18 protein-coding genes are annotated in these 18,235 nt (G+C 72.9%); 7 read left to right on the top strand and 11 right to left on the bottom strand.

Going from position 1 to position 18,235, the window contains the following annotated elements:
- The first annotated feature begins 126 nt into the window (after nucleotides 1-126).
- The 4 genes from BKA05_RS16990 to BKA05_RS16975 are packed head-to-tail and all read left to right on the top strand — an operon-like array spanning nucleotide 127 to nucleotide 2,396.
- A complete protein-coding gene (locus tag BKA05_RS16990) occupies nucleotides 127-702 on the top strand; it encodes an alternate-type signal peptide domain-containing protein (RefSeq protein ID WP_179532482.1) in 576 nt (191 codons plus the stop codon).
- Nucleotide 703: 1 nt separating this feature from the next.
- Nucleotides 704-1,360, top strand: a complete 657-nt coding sequence (locus BKA05_RS16985; RefSeq protein WP_179532481.1) for a signal peptidase I — start codon at nucleotides 704-706, stop codon at nucleotides 1,358-1,360.
- Entirely contained in the window at nucleotides 1,357-1,965 is a 609-nt protein-coding gene (locus BKA05_RS16980) for a TasA family protein (protein ID WP_179532480.1), read from the top strand. Before BKA05_RS16985 ends, BKA05_RS16980 begins: the two co-directional genes overlap by 4 nt.
- Complete coding sequence (locus BKA05_RS16975) at nucleotides 1,962-2,396, top strand: hypothetical protein (RefSeq protein WP_179532479.1); 435 nt, start codon at nucleotides 1,962-1,964, stop codon at nucleotides 2,394-2,396. The genes BKA05_RS16980 and BKA05_RS16975 overlap by 4 nt, the downstream gene beginning before the upstream one ends.
- A 7-nt stretch (nucleotides 2,397-2,403) precedes the next feature.
- On the opposite strand, the gene BKA05_RS16970 is transcribed toward BKA05_RS16975, so the two are convergent.
- The 5 genes from BKA05_RS16970 to BKA05_RS16950 form a co-directional block, all read right to left on the bottom strand.
- Nucleotides 2,404-3,231, bottom strand: a complete 828-nt coding sequence (locus BKA05_RS16970; RefSeq protein ID WP_179532478.1) for an SDR family oxidoreductase — start codon at nucleotides 3,229-3,231, stop codon at nucleotides 2,404-2,406.
- 262 nt (nucleotides 3,232-3,493) lie between these two features.
- Entirely contained in the window at nucleotides 3,494-4,975 is a 1,482-nt protein-coding gene (locus BKA05_RS16965; RefSeq protein ID WP_179532477.1) for a carboxyl transferase domain-containing protein, read from the bottom strand.
- Between the two features lie 9 nt (nucleotides 4,976-4,984).
- The gene (locus BKA05_RS16960) at nucleotides 4,985-5,968 is read right to left on the bottom strand and encodes an NAD-dependent epimerase/dehydratase family protein (protein WP_179532476.1); all 984 of its coding nucleotides are present in this window, start codon (nucleotides 5,966-5,968) and stop codon (nucleotides 4,985-4,987) included.
- A 111-nt stretch (nucleotides 5,969-6,079) separates the two neighbouring features.
- A complete protein-coding gene (locus BKA05_RS16955) occupies nucleotides 6,080-7,603 on the bottom strand; it encodes a M1 family metallopeptidase (RefSeq protein WP_179532475.1) in 1,524 nt (507 codons plus the stop codon).
- Nucleotides 7,600-8,178: a sigma-70 family RNA polymerase sigma factor gene (locus BKA05_RS16950; RefSeq protein ID WP_179532474.1), complete on the bottom strand. Its 579-nt coding sequence runs from the start codon at nucleotides 8,176-8,178 to the stop codon at nucleotides 7,600-7,602. The genes BKA05_RS16955 and BKA05_RS16950 overlap by 4 nt, the downstream gene beginning before the upstream one ends.
- 29 nt (nucleotides 8,179-8,207) lie before the next feature.
- On the opposite strand from BKA05_RS16950, the gene BKA05_RS19390 reads away from it, so the two are divergent.
- Entirely contained in the window at nucleotides 8,208-9,794 is a 1,587-nt protein-coding gene (locus BKA05_RS19390; RefSeq protein WP_343045726.1) for a serine/threonine-protein kinase, read from the top strand.
- A 28-nt stretch (nucleotides 9,795-9,822) separates the two neighbouring features.
- Here BKA05_RS19390 and BKA05_RS16940 read toward each other — a convergent pair whose 3' ends face one another.
- Nucleotides 9,823-11,325, bottom strand: a complete 1,503-nt coding sequence (locus BKA05_RS16940) for an amidohydrolase (RefSeq protein ID WP_179532473.1) — start codon at nucleotides 11,323-11,325, stop codon at nucleotides 9,823-9,825.
- A 66-nt stretch (nucleotides 11,326-11,391) separates the two neighbouring features.
- Here BKA05_RS16940 and BKA05_RS16935 point away from each other — a divergent pair, with 66 nt between their 5' ends.
- On the top strand, nucleotides 11,392-12,045 hold the full coding sequence (locus tag BKA05_RS16935) for a hypothetical protein (protein ID WP_179532472.1): 654 nt from the start codon (nucleotides 11,392-11,394) through the stop codon (nucleotides 12,043-12,045).
- 43 nt (nucleotides 12,046-12,088) lie between these two features.
- Here BKA05_RS16935 and BKA05_RS16930 read toward each other — a convergent pair whose 3' ends face one another.
- The 5 genes from BKA05_RS16930 to BKA05_RS16915 all read right to left on the bottom strand — a co-directional run bounded on the left by BKA05_RS16930 (nucleotide 12,089) and on the right by BKA05_RS16915 (nucleotide 16,997).
- Nucleotides 12,089-13,048 carry an SGNH/GDSL hydrolase family protein gene (locus BKA05_RS16930; RefSeq protein WP_179532471.1) on the bottom strand — a complete coding sequence of 320 codons (960 nt, stop codon included), beginning with the start codon at nucleotides 13,046-13,048 and terminating at the stop codon, nucleotides 12,089-12,091.
- A gap of 7 nt (nucleotides 13,049-13,055) precedes the next feature.
- Nucleotides 13,056-13,403, bottom strand: coding sequence for a helix-turn-helix domain-containing protein (locus BKA05_RS20395; protein WP_343045725.1), 348 nt, complete (start codon nucleotides 13,401-13,403; stop codon nucleotides 13,056-13,058).
- A 6-nt stretch (nucleotides 13,404-13,409) separates the two neighbouring features.
- Complete coding sequence (locus BKA05_RS19835) at nucleotides 13,410-13,694, bottom strand: hypothetical protein (protein WP_246289827.1); 285 nt, start codon at nucleotides 13,692-13,694, stop codon at nucleotides 13,410-13,412.
- A 627-nt stretch (nucleotides 13,695-14,321) separates the two neighbouring features.
- Complete coding sequence (locus BKA05_RS16920) at nucleotides 14,322-15,293, bottom strand: chymotrypsin family serine protease (protein WP_179532470.1); 972 nt, start codon at nucleotides 15,291-15,293, stop codon at nucleotides 14,322-14,324.
- Nucleotides 15,294-15,815: 522 nt separating this feature from the next.
- Nucleotides 15,816-16,997 carry a PucR-like N-terminal domain-containing protein gene (locus BKA05_RS16915; RefSeq protein ID WP_179532469.1) on the bottom strand — a complete coding sequence of 394 codons (1,182 nt, stop codon included), beginning with the start codon at nucleotides 16,995-16,997 and terminating at the stop codon, nucleotides 15,816-15,818.
- Nucleotides 16,998-17,096: 99 nt separating this feature from the next.
- On the opposite strand from BKA05_RS16915, the gene BKA05_RS16910 reads away from it, so the two are divergent.
- On the top strand, nucleotides 17,097-18,215 hold the full coding sequence (locus tag BKA05_RS16910; protein WP_179532468.1) for a ferredoxin reductase: 1,119 nt from the start codon (nucleotides 17,097-17,099) through the stop codon (nucleotides 18,213-18,215).
- The last annotated feature ends 20 nt before the right edge of the window (nucleotides 18,216-18,235 follow it).

Below are 18,235 nucleotides of genomic sequence, written 5' to 3'. Positions count from 1 at the left end.
GGGCCACCCGAGCCCGGGGCTGAGGTCTGGACAGGCTGTCCAGACCGTCTGCTTTACCTGCGCGGGCGGCCGATGGGACTCCTGGAGGGGCCTGCCCGTGCCTGGGTGCCCCCGAGGGAGGACGCCATGAGGAACTCGATCAAGGCCGCACTCGCGGCCACGGCCGGGGGTGCGCTGCTGCTGGGTGGCGCCGGATCACTGGCCTACTGGAGCGACGCGACCGAGGTGCAGCCGGACACCACGCTGACCTCGGGCACCCTGGACCTCGGAGCCCCGACGTGCGCGTCGTGGAAGCTGGACGACGGGTCCGACTTCACCACCGGCAGCGACACGATCGTGCCCGGGGACACCCTGACCCGGACCTGCCAGTTCCAGATCAGTGCCGTCGGTGACCACCTCACCGCCCAGCTCACGGCGAACCCGCCGACCATGCCGGACAGTGCCCTGGAGGACGAGCTGACCTTCAGCGCGGCCTACGAGATCGACACCGACGACACCGACGACGGCAGCGGGGAGACCGTGGTGGATCCGGACGCCGGGGCCGTGGCCTTCAGCGACACCGACGACGGGTCCTACCTGCGGGTGCTCTTCACCGTCGCGTTCCCGTTCGGTGTCGGCGTCGACAACGACTCCAACGGCGCGGTCACCGCACAGCTCGACGCGATCACCGTCACGGCGACCCAGACCAACACCGAGCACTGAGATGGGGCCGGGAGGCACCCGGCACGACCGTCCGGACCCCGGCGGCCGTCGCTGGCGGCTGCTCGTCCGGCTCCTCGCGTGGTGCACCTGCCTCGCGGCCACGGGGCTCGTCGGCGCAGCGGTGGTGGTGCCCCGGGTGGCCGGCGCGACGCCGTACACGGTGCTGACCGGCTCGATGGCCCCTGCCTACCCGCCGGGGACGCTCGTCGTCGTCCGGCCGGTCGATCCGTCGCAGGTGCGCATCGGCGACGTCGTGACCTACCAGCTGCGCTCGGGGGAACCCGCTGTGGCGACCCACCGGGTCGTCGGCGTGGGGTGGTCCGCGCAGGGCGAGCGCCTCCTGACCACCCGCGGCGACGCGAACCCGGTGCCCGACGCCGAGCCGGTGCGCGCGGTCCAGCTGCGGGGCCGGGTCTGGTACTCGCTGCCGTGGGTCGGCCACCTCAACGTGCTCCTGACGCCCGGGCAGCACCAGCGGCTGGTGCAGGTCAGCGCCCTGCTGCTCTTCCTGTACGCCGGCGGCGTGCTGTGGCGGGGGTGGCGCACCCGTCCTCGGGGTGCCCGCGCGGCCCTGCCCGGCCGGCCGCGGCCGCGGCCGGTGCCCTCACCCACCCAGGACCGCGGGGTCGGTGATCGGGAGCGGGAGGCCGTCGGATGACCGGTCGACACGCGGCCGCGCGGCGCACGCGCGGCGGCACGTGGCGGCCGGGGGTCCTCGCGCTCGTGGGGGCGCTCGGGCTCATGGGTGGCCTGGGGACGCAGGCGTACTGGAACGACCAGGCGACGGTGACGGGAACCGCCGTCACCTCTGGGACGCTCGACCTGCTGGTCGACGGGCAGCAGGGCAACCCGTCGACGTACGCCTGGTCCTCACTGTCGATGACCGACATGGCGCCGGGGGAGTCCAAGGCGGGGACGATCACGTTGAGCAACGCCGGTACGACGCCGTTCACCGTGTCGGCCACCGCTACGGCGAGCGGGAATCTCGACCCCCACGTGACCGCGCGGGTCGTGCTCGCCGGCTCGGCCACGACCGACACCACCTACCCGCGGCAGGAGACGTGCACCGGGGGGACGCAGACCTTCAACGACACCCTGGGCAACACGGGGAAGAGCGTCATCTCGTCGACCTCGACCATGGCCGCCGGCGCGAGCCTGGTGGTGTGCGTCTCGCTGACGCTGGCGACGAACGCACCGAACTCGATGCAGGGGAAGTCGTACACCCCGGTGTTCACGTTCACCGCGACCCAGGCTGCGTCGTGAGGCGCTGGTGCCTGCTGCTCCTGGTGATGGCGGTGCTCGGGCTGCTCTCGCCGGGTCGGTCCACGCTCGCGCCGTGGACCGATCCCACGCCACCGCAGGCGACGTCGTCGCTGGCGGCGGTCCAGCTGGTGACCCCGACGATCACGTGCACGCAGCTGGGACTGACCTCGGTGCGCCTGAGCTGGGCCCCGCAGACGAGCCCGGCAGTGGTGACCTGGACCGCCACGGCAGGCGGCCAGACGCTCCCGGGTCTCTCCGGGACCACCATCGACGTCTCCGGAGCGCTGCTGAGCTCGCTGGGGCTGCTCGGTGGCTCCCGGACGGTGACCGTCACCGGGTCGTTGCCCGGGACGACGTGGACCACGGTCACGCCCGGGACGATCGTGCTCTCGACCATCGTCCTGGGGCTGCTGGTGACCTGCCCGTCGTGACGTCGGCTCAGCCCAGGTCGACCGGGCCGACCTCCCAGCCCTCGGGCGCCATGGGGTGCAGCATCGCGTCGGTGCCGCCGTCGACGAACAGGCAGGCGCCGACGATGTTGGTGGCCCCCTCCGACAGCAGGAAGCAGATGGGTGCCGCGACCTCGTCGGGGCGGCCGGTGCGGCCGATCGCCGTCGGGTAGGCGTCGATGGCGCTGCCCAGCAGCGGGTCGGCACGCATCTGCTCGACCATCGCGGTCTCGGTGGCGCCGGGGGCCACGGAGTTCAGTCGGATGCCGGCGCCCGCCCACTCCGGCTTCACGCCCTCGCGACGCGCCCACCAGGCCAGCCCGGCCTTGGAGGAGGGGTAGACCATCACCGAGTCGACCGCCGCCGCCTCGCGACGTGCGGCCTCCTCGTCGTCGCGCAGGCACGCCTCGACGGTGGGCACGTTCCAGCCGGGCATGCCGGTGATGGAGTTGCTCGCCAGGAACACCACACCGGCGTCGCCGTCACGCTCCGCGGCGGCCGCGAGCTGCGGGTGCAGGCCCCGGACCAGCGCCACGGCGCCGAAGAAGTTCACGGAGACGACCAGGTCTCCGGGTACGCCGGTCCGCCCGGCCAGCCCCGCGGCCGGCACGAGCCCGTGGACCACGTCGGTCAGCTCCTGGACGCCCGCGACCGCGGCCGACCGGCCCTCCGGCGTACCCAGGTCCGCGGCGACGTCCACGCCCTCGCCCGGGCGCAGGTCGATCCCGATGACCCGGTGGCCCTGCTCGCGGAGCATCGCCGCCGTGGCAGCCCCGATCCCCGACGCGGCCCCGCTGACGACGTACGTGCGACTCATGCTCGGGACTGTAACGCGTTCTAGTTCTGGGGTGGGGAAGGTCTGACTGACGTCAGTCAGACCTTGCGCGTCGCGGTCGAACCTTCGACCGCCATCCGAAAGGTTGGACTGACATCAGTCGAACCTTCCGACCCGCCGACCCGCCGACCCGCCGACCCGCCGACCCGCCGACGCCCGCACCTCACGCCGCCCCGAAGCAGGTGCAGCGGGGGACAGTGAGGTTCATCGGGGCGCCGATGAACCTCACGCCAGCCGAGCGCGCTCAGCCGCCGAGGTAGCGCGCGGCCCGGTCGGCAGGGGCACCGGGGCCACGGGTGAGCAGGCCGGCGAGCTCGGCGGCGAGCACGGCCCCCATCCGGCGGCAGAACTCCTCGGGCTCGGTGGCGGCGTCGGGCTTCTCGGCGACCACGCGGTCGACGACGCCGAGCGCGTGCAGGTCCAGCGCCCGCACCCGCTGCGCGCGGGCCATCTCGGGGGCGTGGTCGATGTCGCGGTGCACGATCGCCGAGGCGCCCTCGGGCGGGAGCGGGGAGAGCCAGGCGTGCTGCGCGGCGACGACCCGGTCGGCCGGCAGCAGGGCGAGCGCGCCGCCGCCGTTGCCCTCGCCGAGCATCAGCGAGAGCGTCGGGGCGTCGAGGGTGACCAGGTCGCCGAGGCAGCGGGCGATCTCGCCGGCGAGGCCGCCGTTCTCGGCGTTGACCGACAGCGCGGCGCCGGCGGTGTCGATGACGGTGAGCAGCGGCAGCCCCAGCTCGGAGGCCAGCCGCATCCCGCGGCGCGCCTCGCGCAGCGCCTCCGGCCCGAGCGGGTGCGCGGCGGTCTGACCGCGGCGGTCCTGCCCGAGGAACACGCACGGCACGTCGCCGAAGCGCACCAGCGCGATCAGCAGACCGGGGTCGGACTCGCCCTGGCCGGTGCCGTTGAGCGGGACGACGTCGGTGGCGGCGTACTTCAGCAGCCGTCGTACGCCGGGTCGCTCGGGGTCCCGGGAGCGGGTGACCGCCTCCCAGGTGTCGACGTCGGGCACGGGGTCGTCGACCGGGTCCGGGACGGCGGCGAGCGCGCCGCGGTCGGGCAGCATGCAGGTCAGCGCACGGTCGAGGATGTCGGGGATGTCCTCGGGGGCGACGACGGCGTCGATGATGCCGCGGGCGTAGAGGTTCTCCGAGGTCTGCACGTCCTCGGGGAACGCCTCCCCGTAGAGCGCCTGGTAGACCCGCGGCCCCAGGAAGCCGACGAGCGCCCCCGGCTCCGCGACCGTCACGTGGCCGAGCGAGCCCCACGACGCCATCACGCCGCCGGTGGTGGGGTGGCGCAGGTAGACCAGGTACGGCAGCCCTGCCCGGCGGTGCGCCATCACCGCCTCGGCGATGCGCACCATCTGCACGAACGCCGGCGTGCCCTCCTGCATCCGGGTTCCGCCGGAGATCGGCGCGGCCAGCAGGGGCAGCCCCTCCTCGGTGGCGTGGGAGATCGCCGCGACCAGCCGGTCCGCGGTGGCCCGGCCGATCGACCCGGCCAGGAACCCGAACTCGCCCACCAGCACCGCCACCCGGCGCCCGCGCATCAGGCCCTCGCCGGTCAGCACCGACTCGTCGGTGCCGGCCTTCTCCCGCGCCGCGGCCAGCTCGGCGGCGTAGGACTCGCTGATGTCGCCGTAGGCGGGCGTTGAGTCCCAGCTGACCCAGGAGTCCTCGTCGAGCACGAGGTCGATCAGGTCACGGGCCGTGAGACGGGTCGGCATGGCGGCAGGTTAGGCCAGCGAGTCCAGCACCTCGCGCTCCTGCTCACGGGTCAGTCCGGTCACGACGGCGTCGGGGGTCGCGCGCAGCCACTCGAGCGTGTCGCGCCCGGTCTCCGCGATCGGCCGGGCGGCCAGCCCCGCGTCACGTGACGGGCTCCAGTCGTGGGCCAGCATCCCGTCGTACGCCGGGCGCGGGAGCCACAGCGGCAGCGACCGCGGGCCCATCCAGGGCGCGACGTCGTGGACCTCGAGAGCCGCGTCGGAGGCCCAGGTCCAGCGGGGCTCGACCCCCAGCCCCGCGGACGCCTCGGCCAGCAGGGCGCCCAGCGCCGTCGCGGGCCCGACGCCGTCGAGGTCGCCGGTGAGCCCGGTCTCCGCGGCGGTGACGATCCACGCCGCGAGGTCGCGGACGTCGATGACCTGCACGGTGTCGCTCGGGTCGCCGCCCGCGAGCACGGGCTCACCGGGCTCGACGTCCGCGAGCCTGGCGGGCCAGTAGGTGAAGCGGCCGGTCGGGTCACCCGGCCCCACGATGAGCCCCGGTCGCACGACGAAGGCACGCTCGGCGCCGTCGCGGACCAGCTGCTCGCAGGCGACCTTCATGGGCCCGTAGGCCTCCGGGTGCCGGCCCAGGTCGACGTCCTCGGGCTGGGCGTCGACCAGCGGCAGGGTCGCGGGGGTGCCGCCGGGGGTGGTCTCGTCGGCGTACACGTTGATCGTCGAGACGAAGGTCCAGTGCGCCCGCGGCCAGGCCGCCACCGCCCGCGCGACCCAGGACGGTGTGCGGGCCACGTCGACGACCGCGTCGAACTCCTGCGCCGCCAGGTCCGCGGGGATCTCCTCGGCGCGGTCCAGCACGACGTGGCGTACGCCGTCCGGCACCGGGCCCGAGGCCCCGCGCGCCGCCACGCTCACCTCGTGACCGCGCGCCGCCGCCTCGACCGCCACCGCCCGCGACAGGAAGACCGTCCCGCCCAGCACCAGGAACCTCATGGGGCTGAGTCTGTCCCTAGCGGGGTGACTGGTCGACCGAAACTGCCGCTTGTCGACCGGAGTTCCGGTCGACAAGCGCCGGTTTCACCACCCGGGTGGTGAAACCGCCCCTCACCGCGCCGGCGACACCTCGCCGCGCAGCCACGCGTCGAACACCGGCGACAGGTCGCGGCCGGACTCGCGCGACCACCAGCCGACGATGCCGGCGTAGTCCGAGGTGCCGTAGGGCAGCGAGCGGGGCCACTCGCGCACCAGCCGCCAGAACAGCTCGTCGCCGAGCAGTCCGCGGATCTCGTGCCACATCAGCGCACCGGAGTAGTAGGCGTTGCCCTCGCCGAAGGTCGCCGGGTCGTAGTCGGCGGCCGGGCCGGCGTCGGCGCGCATCTGCGGCTCGTCCTGGGCCCAGTAGTCCATCAGCTGCGGCAGCGTGTACGGCTCCTCGGAGGCCATCCAGGCGCCCTGGAGGTACATCGCCATGCCCTCGTTCATCCACAGGTCGCGCCAGGTGGTGGGGCCGATCAGGTCGCCCCACCAGTGGTGCGCCATCTCGTGGACCAGCACCGGGGTCGAGGTGGTGTACTCGGTCATCCCCAGCGTGATCATCGACTGGGTCTCCATGCCGGAGTCGGACTCCACGAACACGAAGCCCAGCGCGTCGAACGGGTAGGGCCCCAGCTTCTCCTCCAGCCAGGCCAGGCCGCGGTCGGCCTCGGCGAGCCCCGCGGCGGCGTCGACGCGGCCCTCGTCGCCGACCGGCACCCAGTACGACAGCGGCACCCCCGAGGAGGAGACGGCCTCGCTGAGGTCGTACTCGCCCGTCGCGACGGTCACGAGGTACGACGCCGCCGGCTGCGCCATCGACCAGCGCGTGGTCGTGACCCCGTCGGACTCGGTGCGTGAGAGCAGCTGACCGTTGGCCACGCCGACCCGCGGGGACGGCACGGAGACGGTGATGTCGTAGGTGGCCTTGTCGGAGGGCTGGTCGTCCACGGCGTACCAGCTGTAGGCGCCGGTCGGCTCCTGCATCGTCCAGGTGTCGCCGTCCTCGGTGACGGTCCAGCCGTTGGTGCTGAAGTCGCCGCGGGTGGTCGGCGCGGCGACCGGCTCGGGGCTGCCGGAGTAGCTGATCTGCAGGACGTGCCGGTCGTCCTTCGCCACGGGAGCCTCGACCCGCAGGTCCTGGCCGCGACGGTCGAAGGGCACCTCCTCGCCGTCGAGCCGGACGGTGCCGACCTCCAGCGCCGGGCTGAGGTCGAGCACCAGCCGGTCGCTGTCGCGGGCGGCCCGCAGCAGCAGGGTCTGCTCCGCGGTGAGCAGCCGCTCGTCGGGGTCCCAGGCCAGGTCGAGGTCGTAGTGCAGCGCGTCGAGGACGGGGTGGCCGACGCCGGGGTAGACCGGGTCGCGGCGCGGCCGGCTGACCGAGGCGTCCAGCGCCGGGTCGTCGAGCGCGGGCAGCTCGCCGAGGGACACCGGCGCCAGACCCGCGGACGCCGTCGAGCCGGGCTCGGCCAGTACCTCGACCTCGGTGTCCGGCCCGCCCGCCGAGCATGCGGTGAGCCCGAGCGACAGCGCGAGGACGGTGGTCGAGCAGCGCGCGCCGGCGAGCGGGCGTCGAGACCTCGGGACCCGCCTCATGCGTCGGCTGCCAGCAGCGGCCGGGTCAGCCTGCGTCCGTGGTGGATCTGCGCCTTGACGGTGCCGAGCGGCAGCTCCAGCAGCTGCGCGATCTCGTCGTAGGCCAGCCCGTGCACGTCGCGCAGCAGCAGCGGCTGCACGAGCTGGGGGTGGTCGCGCTCGATGACCTCCATCGCCTCCAGCAGGTCCAGGCGGGTGCCGGCGATGACCGAGGTGGTGCGCGGGTCGGGCCGCTCGAGGGGCCCGGCGGCGCTCAGCTCGGTGGGGTCGGCGGGGACGGCCTGCTTCTTCAGTCGGCGGTACGTCGACCGGGCGCTGTTGACGCACACCGCGTGCAGCCACGTGGTGAACCGGCCGCGGCCGTGCCACGAGCCGATCTTGCGGCTGACGTTGAGCAACGCCTCCTGGCAGGCGTCCTCGGCGTCGGCCAGGTGGGGCAGCACGCTGCGGCAGGCGGCCAGCGCACGGGGCTGCACCGCGCCGAGCAGCAGCTCGAGCGCGTCGGTGTCACCGGCCTGGGCGCGTCGCGCCAGGTCGTCGATCTCGTCTGGGTCCAGGGGCCCCGCACTGGTCACGCTTTACCTCCATGGCCCATCATGCCCGGGTGTCGGACACACCTGCTCGCCTGGGACGCTACGTCGTGCGTCGACGGTTGGGATCCGGCGCGTTCGCGACCGTGTGGCTGGCCTACGACGAGCAGTTGGACTCGCCGGTCGCGGTGAAGGTGCTCGCCGAGAACTGGGCCGACGACGGCCAGGTGCACCGCCGGTTCCTCGAGGAGGGCCGCTACCTGCGGCGGGTCGAGTCACCGTACGTCGTGCCCGTCTACGACGCCGGGGAACTGTCCGACGGCCGCCCCTACCTCGTGATGGCCTACGCCGACCAAGGCACGCTCGCGGCGCGCTACGACCCCTCGGCGCCGGGCGGCGGCACGCCCCCCACGCCCGGGCAGTCCCTCGCGGTGCTGCGCCAGGTCGGCGCCGGGCTGCAGGCCCTGCACGACCGGGGCGTGCTGCACCGCGACGTGAAGCCGGCCAACGTGCTGTTCCGCACCGTCGAGGGGTCCGGGGGCGTCCAGGTGCGGGCGATGCTCGGCGACCTGGGGCTCGGCAAGGCGCTGGACGCCTCCTCGCGGCTGACGATGATCGCCGGCACGCCGTCCTACGTCGCACCCGAGCAGGCCCAGGCGGAGTCCCCGGACGCACGTGCCGACCAGTACTCCCTCGGCGCGCTCGCCTACCTGCTGCTCTCCGGGCGCCCGGCCTTCCGGTTCACCAGCCTCCAGCAGGCGGCCGACCCCGCGCCGCCGGAGCCGATGCCGGGTCAGCCCGAGGCCGTCGACGCCGTGGTGCGGAGGGCGCTGGCCCGCGACCCCGACGACCGCTGGCCCGACGTCACGACCTTCGTCGAGGCCGTCAGCTCCGCGGTCGAGCAGTCCCTCGGCCCCGTCGACGACGGTCCCACGCTGCCCTGGCTGCCGCTGGACCCCGACGTCACGCACGCCGGCGCCGGCCCCACGTCGTCCGCCGGTCGAGGTGCGACCAGCGACGAGCGGGCCCCTGTCGGTGGTCGAGCAGCGAGGAGCGCCAGCGACGAGCGGGCCCCTGTCGGTGGTCGAGCAGCGAGGAGCGCCAGCGACGAGCGGGCGTCGAGACCACGCTCCTGGCCGTACGCCGCCGCCGCGCTCGTCCTGGGCGCGGTCGCGGCGACCGGCTCCTTCCTGGTCGCCCGTGACCTCGCGAGCGAGTCGGTGCCCGGCCTCGCGGTCGTGACCGACTCCTCGGGAACCCTGGAGGCGCAGGTCCCGGGCGAGTGGACCGCGGTGACGGGCGACGACGGCTGGCGGGCGCCCCAGGACGACACCGAGTACGCCGCGCTGTCGGTCGGCACCGCGCGGGACTGGACCGCGGAGGCCTCGACCGGCCACGGCGTGTTCCTCGCGCTCATGCCGGGCTCGGACCTGCCCGACCGGATGCCGGGTCACCCCGAGTGCGACACCAGCGCAGCGCCGTACTCCGAGGGCGGGAGCCAGCCCTCGCGCACCGTGGTCCACTCCGGTTGCCCCGGCGGCGTCACCGTCGAGCGGGTCGTCCAGGTCGCGGCCGACCGGCTGCTGTGGGTGCAGGTCCGCAGCCCCGACACCGCCACCGCCAACCGCGTCCTCGACTCCGTCACCACCCGCGGCATCTGACGCCGGTTCGACCGGCCCGGGCGTGGGGTCAGAGGGCGGAGTGGACCGGGCGGCCGGCCACCCAGGTGCCCGCCACCTCGACCTGTCGCAGGTGGGCGGCGGCGTCGGCGGGGGAGTCGGCAGCCTGCAGGGGGTCGTGGTCGAGCAGGGCCAGGTCGCCGAGCGAGCCGACCCGCACGCTGCCGGCGCCGTCCACCGAGGCCCGCAGCACCTCCAGCGGGGTGAGCGCGTGCTCGCCGTGCCACGCCTCGCGCTCGTCGCCGCTGCGGTGCACGGCGGCGGCCATCGCCAGCCATGGGTCCAGCGGGCTGACCGGCGCGTCGGAGCCGAGCACCAGGTCCACGCCGTCGTCGAGCATCCAGCGGAACGCGAAGCACCGCGCCGACCGCTCGCCCCAGATCCGCTCGGTGAGGTCGCGGTCGTCGAGCAGGTGCGCCGGCTGCACGCTGGCGCGGATGCCGAGCCGGGCCATCTCCTTCACGTCGCCGCGGTTGACCATCTGGGCGTGCTCGATCGAGCCGCGCGCACCCGTGTCGGCGTACGACGCCAGCGCCTCGGCCACGGCGGCGTCACCGATCGCGTGGGTGGCGACCTCCAGGCCGCTGGTGTGGGCGATCCGGAGCAGCTCGCGCAGCTCGGCGCCGGAGAGGTTCGGCTGGCCGGAGGGGTACTCCAGCTTGTAGGCGTCGCCGTAGGGCTCGCAGCACCACGCGGTGCGGGTGTTGAGCGAGCCGTCGCTGATGATCTTCAGCGGGCCCATCACCAGCCGGTCGTCGCCGGGGATGATCGGGTCGCCCGAGCGCAGGCCGCGCGAGAGGACGTCGTCGAGCCCCTCGGCGTACGTCGCCATCCGGACCCGCAGCAGGTCGCAGCCCTCGGCCCACTTCTCCTGCCACTCCGGCACGCCGCCGGAGAACTCGAAGTCCACCAGCCCGACCACGCCCATCGACGCGGCGTGGTCGAGGGTGCGGCGGTAGGCCTCGGAGCTGGTGCCGTCGTTGCCGACCAGCGAGGAGAGCCGGGAGTACGCCGCGAACCACTCGGCCTCGCGCACGACCGAGTCGCGCACGGGCATCGCCAGGTGCAGCAGCGCGACGGTGTTGAGCCAGGCGTGGTGGCCGTCGCCGGAGATCAGCACGACCGGCGTCTCGCCGGAGACGGCGTCGAGCTCGGAGACGGTGACCTCGCGCTCCCACCCGGCGGAGCGGTGGCCCCAGCCGATGACGGGGAGGTCGGGGTACTCCGCGACCCGCACCCGGACCTCGTGCAGGGCGTCCTCGGGGCTGCGGGCGCCGGCCAGGTCGAGGCGGCCCGACGTCAGCGTCCACTGCGCCAGGTGCACGTGCTGGTCCCACAGGCCGGGGATCAGCCAGCGCCCGTCCGCGCGTACCTCCTCGACGCCCTCGGGCCGGTGCAGCGTGGGCCCCACCTCGACGACCCGGCCGTCCTCGACCAGGACGTCCATGGGCTCGGTCGGGGTGGGCGAGTCCACCGGGACCAGGCGCGCGTCGCGCAGGATCAGGCTGTGCATGGCGCCGAGCGTAGGCAGAGACCGCGCTGGGACGTGAACCACGGTGCCGCGGCTACCGTGCTGCCCGTGGACGGACGACGGCTCGGGCTCGCGGCCCTGACGGTGGTGGCGATGGCCGCGACCGGCGCGGGCCTGGGGTACGCCGGTGCGGACGACGCCCCGGAGCCGCTGGTCGTCGACGCGGGGCCGGTCGCCGCCGCCGACCCGGACTACCCCCAGGACCGCGAGGTCCGGGTGCTCGAGGACCCGGAGTACCCGACCCTCGAGCCCGGACTCCCGGCGAGCCGGCGCCTGGTCGGCACCAGCCCCTTCGCGATCAGCCTGCCGGTGCCGCGCGGCTGGGTCCGCTCGGACTCGACGGCCGGCGAGGCCCGGTTCTACCCCGAGGCCTACTCCGAGGACATCAAGAACACCTACTTCGTGCGGGTGCGGCTGGTGGCCAACCAGTACCTCTCGGTGGCCGCCCAGCTCGACACCCGCATCCATGCCCTCTCGACCGCGTCGGGCATCGAGGGCTTCACGCTGGAGTCGCGCTCCTTCGACGCCCTGGTCGCGACCTACGTGTCCGAGGGCTACCGCCGGGTGGCGATGGAGCAGTACGTCGCACAGCCGGGTCAGGACACCGCCTTCGCCTACGTGGCGGTCATCGGCCGCGAGCAGGACCGCGACGGGCTCGCTGACCTGCTGGACCGGCTCGTCAGCGGACTGCGCTACCGGTAGCCGGCGCGGGGCCGTCGCTGGCGCCGGTGCTCGTGGAGCGACCTCAGTCGCGCAGGATGCGCAGGATCTCCTCGGCCACCGCCTGCTGCTCGGCGGCGAAGGGATGGAAGGCCAGCGCCTGCCCCGGCACCGTGTCACGACCGGCGATCCAGGGGTCGTCGCTGCAGATGTCGTGGCCGTCGGTGAGGGCGTAGACGTCGACGTACTCGACCTTCGCGCGGCGCGCCCCCTCCTCGACCGCCTCTGCGAGCCCCTCGTTGACCGTGCGCGCGAACGGCAGGTCCCCGGCGGCGATCGGCAGCGCGTCGCACGACTCCTTGCCCTGCGGGACGATCTGCGGGTAGCCGACGACCAGGATCCGCGCGTCGGGTGCTCGGTCGCGGATGCCCTCGACGACCGAGGCGACCCGCTGCTCGATCTTGGCCAGCACCTCGGTGGCCTCGCCCGCGCCGACGTCGGCGCACGGGCTGCCGTCGGGGTCGGTCTGCGCGAGCTGGGCGCAGCCGCCGACGAGCGCGGAGAAGAGGCCGAAGTCGTTGCCGCCGATGGAGAGCGTGACCAGGGAGGTGTCCTCGGTGACGGCGTCGAGCTGGGCCGGCTGGGCGGCCCCGTCGAAGGTGCGCTGCACCCCGATCAGCGAGGTGGTGTCGGCGCCGGAGCAGCTGACGTCGGCGAGCACGGTGCCCTCGAACGCCTCGGCCACGAGCGAGGGGTAGTTGCCGCTCGAGCGCAGGCAGCCGTCGCCGGCGTCGGTCTCGGGGACCAGCGGGGCGGCGGTGTAGGAGTCGCCGAGGGCGACGTAGCGGGGGTACTCGCCCGTGCCGACCGACGGCTCGGGAGACGGCGCGGACGTGGCGCCGGAGGGCCGGTCCGACGCGGGCTCGGCGCGGCCGTCGTCCGCGCACCCGGCCAGGGCGGGGGCGGCGAGTGCGAGCAACAGCACCGGCGCCAGCGAGCGGAGGCGGAGGGGGCGCGCGGCGGCGCGCAGGCGGTGGCGGCTCATGCGGTGACTATGCCAGCGCCACGGTGAGGGCCAGCACGGTCTCGGGGTCCTCCAGCCGGTCGCCGTACAGCTCGCGCAGCTGGCCCATGCGGTAGCGCACGGTCTGCGGGTGCACGAACAGCGCGGCGGCGACCTCCTCGCGCCGGCCGTGGTGGAGCAGCCAGGCGCGCAGCGTCTCGGTGAGCTTCTCGGCCTGGGCGGGCCGCAGGTCCGCGAGCGGGGCCAGCACCTGGGCCCGCAGGTCGGCGCGCGCCTCGGCGTCCGCGTCGAGCACGAGCGCCGGCAGGTGGGCCTCGGTGTCGGGGCCGAGCCCCGCGGCGTGCGCGCGCAGCACCCGGTCGTGCGACGCCCGCACCTCCAGTCACGGTCGCGCCGGTCCCACGACCGCCTCGCGGTCGCGCACCGCGCGCAGCAGCGCGGCCCGCGACCGGCCGTGGGCGTCGGGCACCAGCAGCAGGCTCAGCCCCTCCAGTCCCGGCGCGTCCCGCACCGCGATCGTCGCGCCCGAGACCGCGCCCAGGACCGGCCGCACCTGCGACTCCGGCACCAGCACGGCGCTCAGCGTCTCCGGCTCGGCCCACTCCGCGGACGCCGCCGCTTCCTGCACGGCCTCGGCGGAAGAGCCGTCGAGCAGGTGGCGGGTCACCTCTAGATTCACAGCGAGGTGTCCGGACTCAGGTCGCAGGGCGACCGGCCTGCTGAGGAGGCGCGGCCAACCGGCCCGCCGAGTCGAGTGGCAGACCGCTCGCTGTCATCTGATCAGCGGGACTGCTCTAGTCGAGGCCGCCCACGAAGACCGCTTCGGTGGAGCCCGTCCTCGTCAGGCAGGCTCGTAGCCCCGAGACCAACCGAAGGTCAGGATGCTGAGGGCTGTCGGTGATCGAAAAGTATGCCCCGGCGCCGTCCAACGGCTCCCCAACTCGCGCGACCATGCCGTCTGGCAGCTTGATCGCACCCTCTTTTTCCTCAAAGAGAGTCCCTTCCGGCCAGTAGGAAACGACCGAGTCTACGAGCAGGCATCCGGCCTGCAGGCGCAGTTCCCCCTGAACGCGGGCCATGGGTATGAACCGGGTCCCTAGATCTATCGTTAGCACTCGTGGGGAAACGCCGCGAGAACTTGTGGAATTTTCGGAGGGTGAGCCCTGGGGCTGATTCGTTGGCTGGGACTGGCGGTCCCCGCCGTTCGCACTGCAGGCTGTCGCCAGCGCCGCAACTGTGAAGATTGGGAAGAGCATTTTCACGCTGCTCGTCCATCGCCGACAACTGCGGGATTTCATGATGTAAAGACAACCGTGTCGAGGTCGCGCGTGTAATTCTGTGCCATGAACAATGCATCCCCAGGAAGCCCGATGATACCTGCCTGCATGAAGCCGTAGGCGTCGAAGTTGTAGAACCATGGGCCTCCACTGTCGCCCTTTTCGGATAGGTCGATGTTTGTGCTCAACGGCTCCACTTCAATAAAGGTGTAGGCCGCTCCGCTAAAGGCTCCTAGAGCGTTTTTACTGACAATCTCGCCACATCCATACTTGGTGACTTGTCCGTAGTGACAGACGATGTCGCCGATCGTCATGTTGTTTCGATTCACTCGTCCAGTAGCGGTTCGATTTCCGCTACCCGCAAAGAAGTTCGCGCTCCAAGTGATGTTCGATCCGTCGTACCACCGATAGTCCAGAGACCCATTTTCCTGTCCCCCTTGAAACTGAACCGGGTTACCTTGGTAAGACGATTCAGAGGGACAGTGATGGGCGGTCCCAATTCCGCGGTTTCCAGTGTTGTCCCCTTCGGCCACAACGAAGCCCGCGGTGCACTGACCGAAAGGCAGTCCGCCGCCGAGATGTTCGTCGAATACCTCTCCAACTTTCCACTCGACTGGCACGGGGCTAGCGGCTTGACGGACTGCCTGCAGTTTCGAGTCATCAGGACGAGTCCGGCTCGTCAGACTGATGACGCCCCGTCTCATGTCGAGGGTGCCTGAAATGCGATCGTCAGAGAGTAGGGGCATTACTCTTTCAGAGGCGGCGCGGACCTCTTGCTGATTGAAGCTCGCGTCGTGAACCCGAACGTACTCTGATAAGCCAGCTTTTTGGAAGGCATTACCGACGGATTCGTTGAGTCGTCCACCCACGGTGTAGTAGTCAATGTAAAAAGGATCGCGAACCAGATTTGCTATTTCGGCGAAACCGCCGTCGAGTTTTGCATAGTCAATGCCGTCGACCCGTTCGCGCAAGTCGTCGATGCGGAGCATGTACTCAAAGGGAAGGCCGAGTTCTTGGGCCGCTGCGGCTGTGTCTGGAGCCTCGGCAGCAAGACTCGACTGGACTGACCTAACCGCAGATGTGCTTGGTGCTGGTGACTGCTGGACCGGCGACGAAGTCGCCGACGCGGTCGCCCACGCCGGTAGGCAGGCACGACACGCAGCGAAGGAGAGAATTTGTGTAGTGCGGCGCAGATTCATTGCGGACCCCGAGAGGGAAGTTGTCGACTTCAGTTGAAGTCACGAGAGGATGACACAGCACCGTTACCACAGCACGCACTTCTCCGGACATCTAGACCAGCTGTGGATGGCCCGTTCACCTGGCGTGCTTTTTGTCCCGTGGATGTGCCGGGCGAAGGCTGACCAACTCCAACCCAGATAGTGAGGGCTCGGGTGGGGTTGGGGCAGGCGATGCCTTCCAACACGCCGCCAGGTGCCATCCCAGCAACAGGCCCAGAGTAGGTGGGTGACAGTGGTCGGGGCTGTGCGCTACCAAGGTGCAACCACGAAGGCTCAGGCAAGCGCGACTGTGAGGGCGAGCACGGTGGGGGGGTCCTCGAGGCGGTCGCCGTACAGCTCGCGCAGCTGGCCCATGCGGTAGCGCACGGTCTGCGGGTGCACGAAGAGCGCGGCGGCGACCTCCTCGCGCCGGCCGTGGTGGAGCAGCCAGGCGCGCAGCGTCTCGGTGAGCTTCTCGGCCTGGGCGGGCCTCAGGTCGGCGAGCGGCGCGAGCACCTGGGCGCGCAGGTCGGCGCGTGCCTCGGGGTCGGCGCCGAGCACGAGCGCGGGCAGGTCGGCCTCGGTGTCGGGGCCGAGGCCGGCTTCGCGGGCGCGCACGGCCCGGTCGTACGACGCCCGCACCTCCAGCCACGGTCGCGGCGGCCCCACGACCGCCTCGCGGCCCTCCACGGCGCGCAGCAGTCCGGCCCGACCCCGGCCGTGCGCATCGGGGACGAGCAGCAGTCCCGCCTCCTCGACCCCCGGGGCCTCGGGGAGGGCGAGAGTGGCCCCGCTGACGGCGGTGAGCACCGGGCGCAGCTGCGCCTGGGGGACCAGCACGGCGGTCAGGGTGGTCGGGTGCGGCCACTCCGCCACGGTCGCGGCGTCGCGCGCGGCCTCGGCGGAGACGCCGTCGAGCAGCTGCCCGGCCAGTCGTTCGAGGAGGCGCTGCCGCACCCGACCGGTGGTGGCCAGCTCGTCGGTGTGCCCCGCGGCCGAGGACGCCGACAGCTCGTCGATGAAGGCGAAGACCAGCTCGGCGAAGCGGGCCAGCGTCTCGGCGTCCATGCCGCTCTCGACCGCGCCGCGGGACAGCTCGCGCCAGGAGACCCGGGCGCCGATCCGGTAGGCCGAGAGCAGGGCGTCGGTGCTCCGGCCGCTGCGGGCCTCGCCGCGGCCGAGCTGGTAGGCGCCCTCGACGGCGGGGGCCGTCGGCGTGCGCGGGTCGACGCCGCGCCGGCCGCTGGCCAGGGAGAGGAAGCCGCCCAGCGCCAGCTGCACCGCGTTGCGGATGTTGTCGCCCATCGACCCGGACAGCGCGTCCTGGTAGGCGGGGACCTCGTCGGTGATGGCGGCGACGACCTGCTCGGCGACCGAGGGCAGGTCGCTGCGCAGGCGGGTCGCGGTGCGCGGCGGCAGCACCAGCCCGTGGCCGGCGGTCCGGCGGGAGGCCGCTCGGGGCTGGGAGCGAGGCACCGACACTTCTCCTTCTTTGTCTCGGGCGAACAAGAACTTAGCCCAGGTTCACGTCGCTGGCACAGGACTTTATCGTCCCTGGCCAGCACCATGGAAGACATGACGACGCTCCCCCTGCCCGCCCCGCGCCAGCGCGGTGCCGGTCGGCTGCTGCGCCAGCGTGCCCGGTCCCTGGCGCAGGCCGCGGTCACGCCGCTGGACCTCGACGACCTGCTCGACCACTTCCACCCGCTGCGCCGCGGTGCCGAGCTCTCCGGCCGCGTCGTGGAGGTCCGCCCCGAGACCGCCGCGTCCGCGACGCTGGTGATCAAGCCCGGCCGCGACTGGGCCGGTCACGTGCCGGGGCAGTACGTCCGCGTCGGCGTCGACGTCGACGGCGTGCGCCTGTGGCGCACCTACTCCCTGACCCACGGCCCGCGCCCCGACGGCTGCCTCTCGATCACGGTCAAGGCCATCGACGGCGGCGTGGTCTCCGGCCACCTGGTGCGCCGCACCCGCCCCGGCACGATGCTGCGCCTGGCCCAGGCGGCGGGCGACTTCGTGCTGCCGGACCCGCTGCCCGGCAAGCTGCTGCTGGTCACCGCCGGCTCCGGCATCACCCCGGTGATCGGGATGCTGCGCAACCTCTTCTCCCGTGCGGAGGTCCCGGCCACCGACATCGTGCTGATCCACTCGGCGCTCTCGCAGGCCGAGGTGATCTTCGCGACGGAGATCCGCTCGTACGCCGCCCGCGGGCTGCTCCGGCTGGTCGAGCTGCACACCGACACCCACGGCCTGCTCGACGTCGACTCCCTCAGCGAGCTGGTCCCGGACCTGGCCGAGCGCCCGACGTACGCCTGCGGGCCGGCGGGTCTGCTCGACGCTCTCGAGGCGCACCACGAGGCGCAGGGCCTGGTGCTGCACACCGAGCGGTTCCGCCCGGTCGTGCTGGCCGCCCCCGGCGAGGGCGGCACCGTCACCTTCGCCGACGGTCGCGAGGTGGCAGCCGACGGCGCCACCCCGATCCTCGACGCCGCCGAGCAGGCGGGGGTCCTCATGCCCAGCGGCTGCCGGATGGGCATCTGCATGGGCTGCGTGCTGCCGATGAAGGAGGGAGCCGTCCGCGACCTGCGCAACGGCGCCCTCACCGTCGCCGTCCCGGGGGAGACCGACCCGGCCGGCGTCCCGATCCAGACCTGCGTGAGCGCGCCCGCGGGCGCCTGCTCCGTCGACCACTGACCACTCCCACCCCGAGGAGA

This window comes from Nocardioides marinus, assembly GCF_013408145.1.
In the GTDB taxonomy this organism is placed as follows: Bacteria; Actinomycetota; Actinomycetes; order Propionibacteriales; family Nocardioidaceae; genus Nocardioides; species Nocardioides marinus.
Note: the sequence above shows the minus strand (reverse complement) of the source record. Positions and strands in the feature narration are given on the sequence as shown.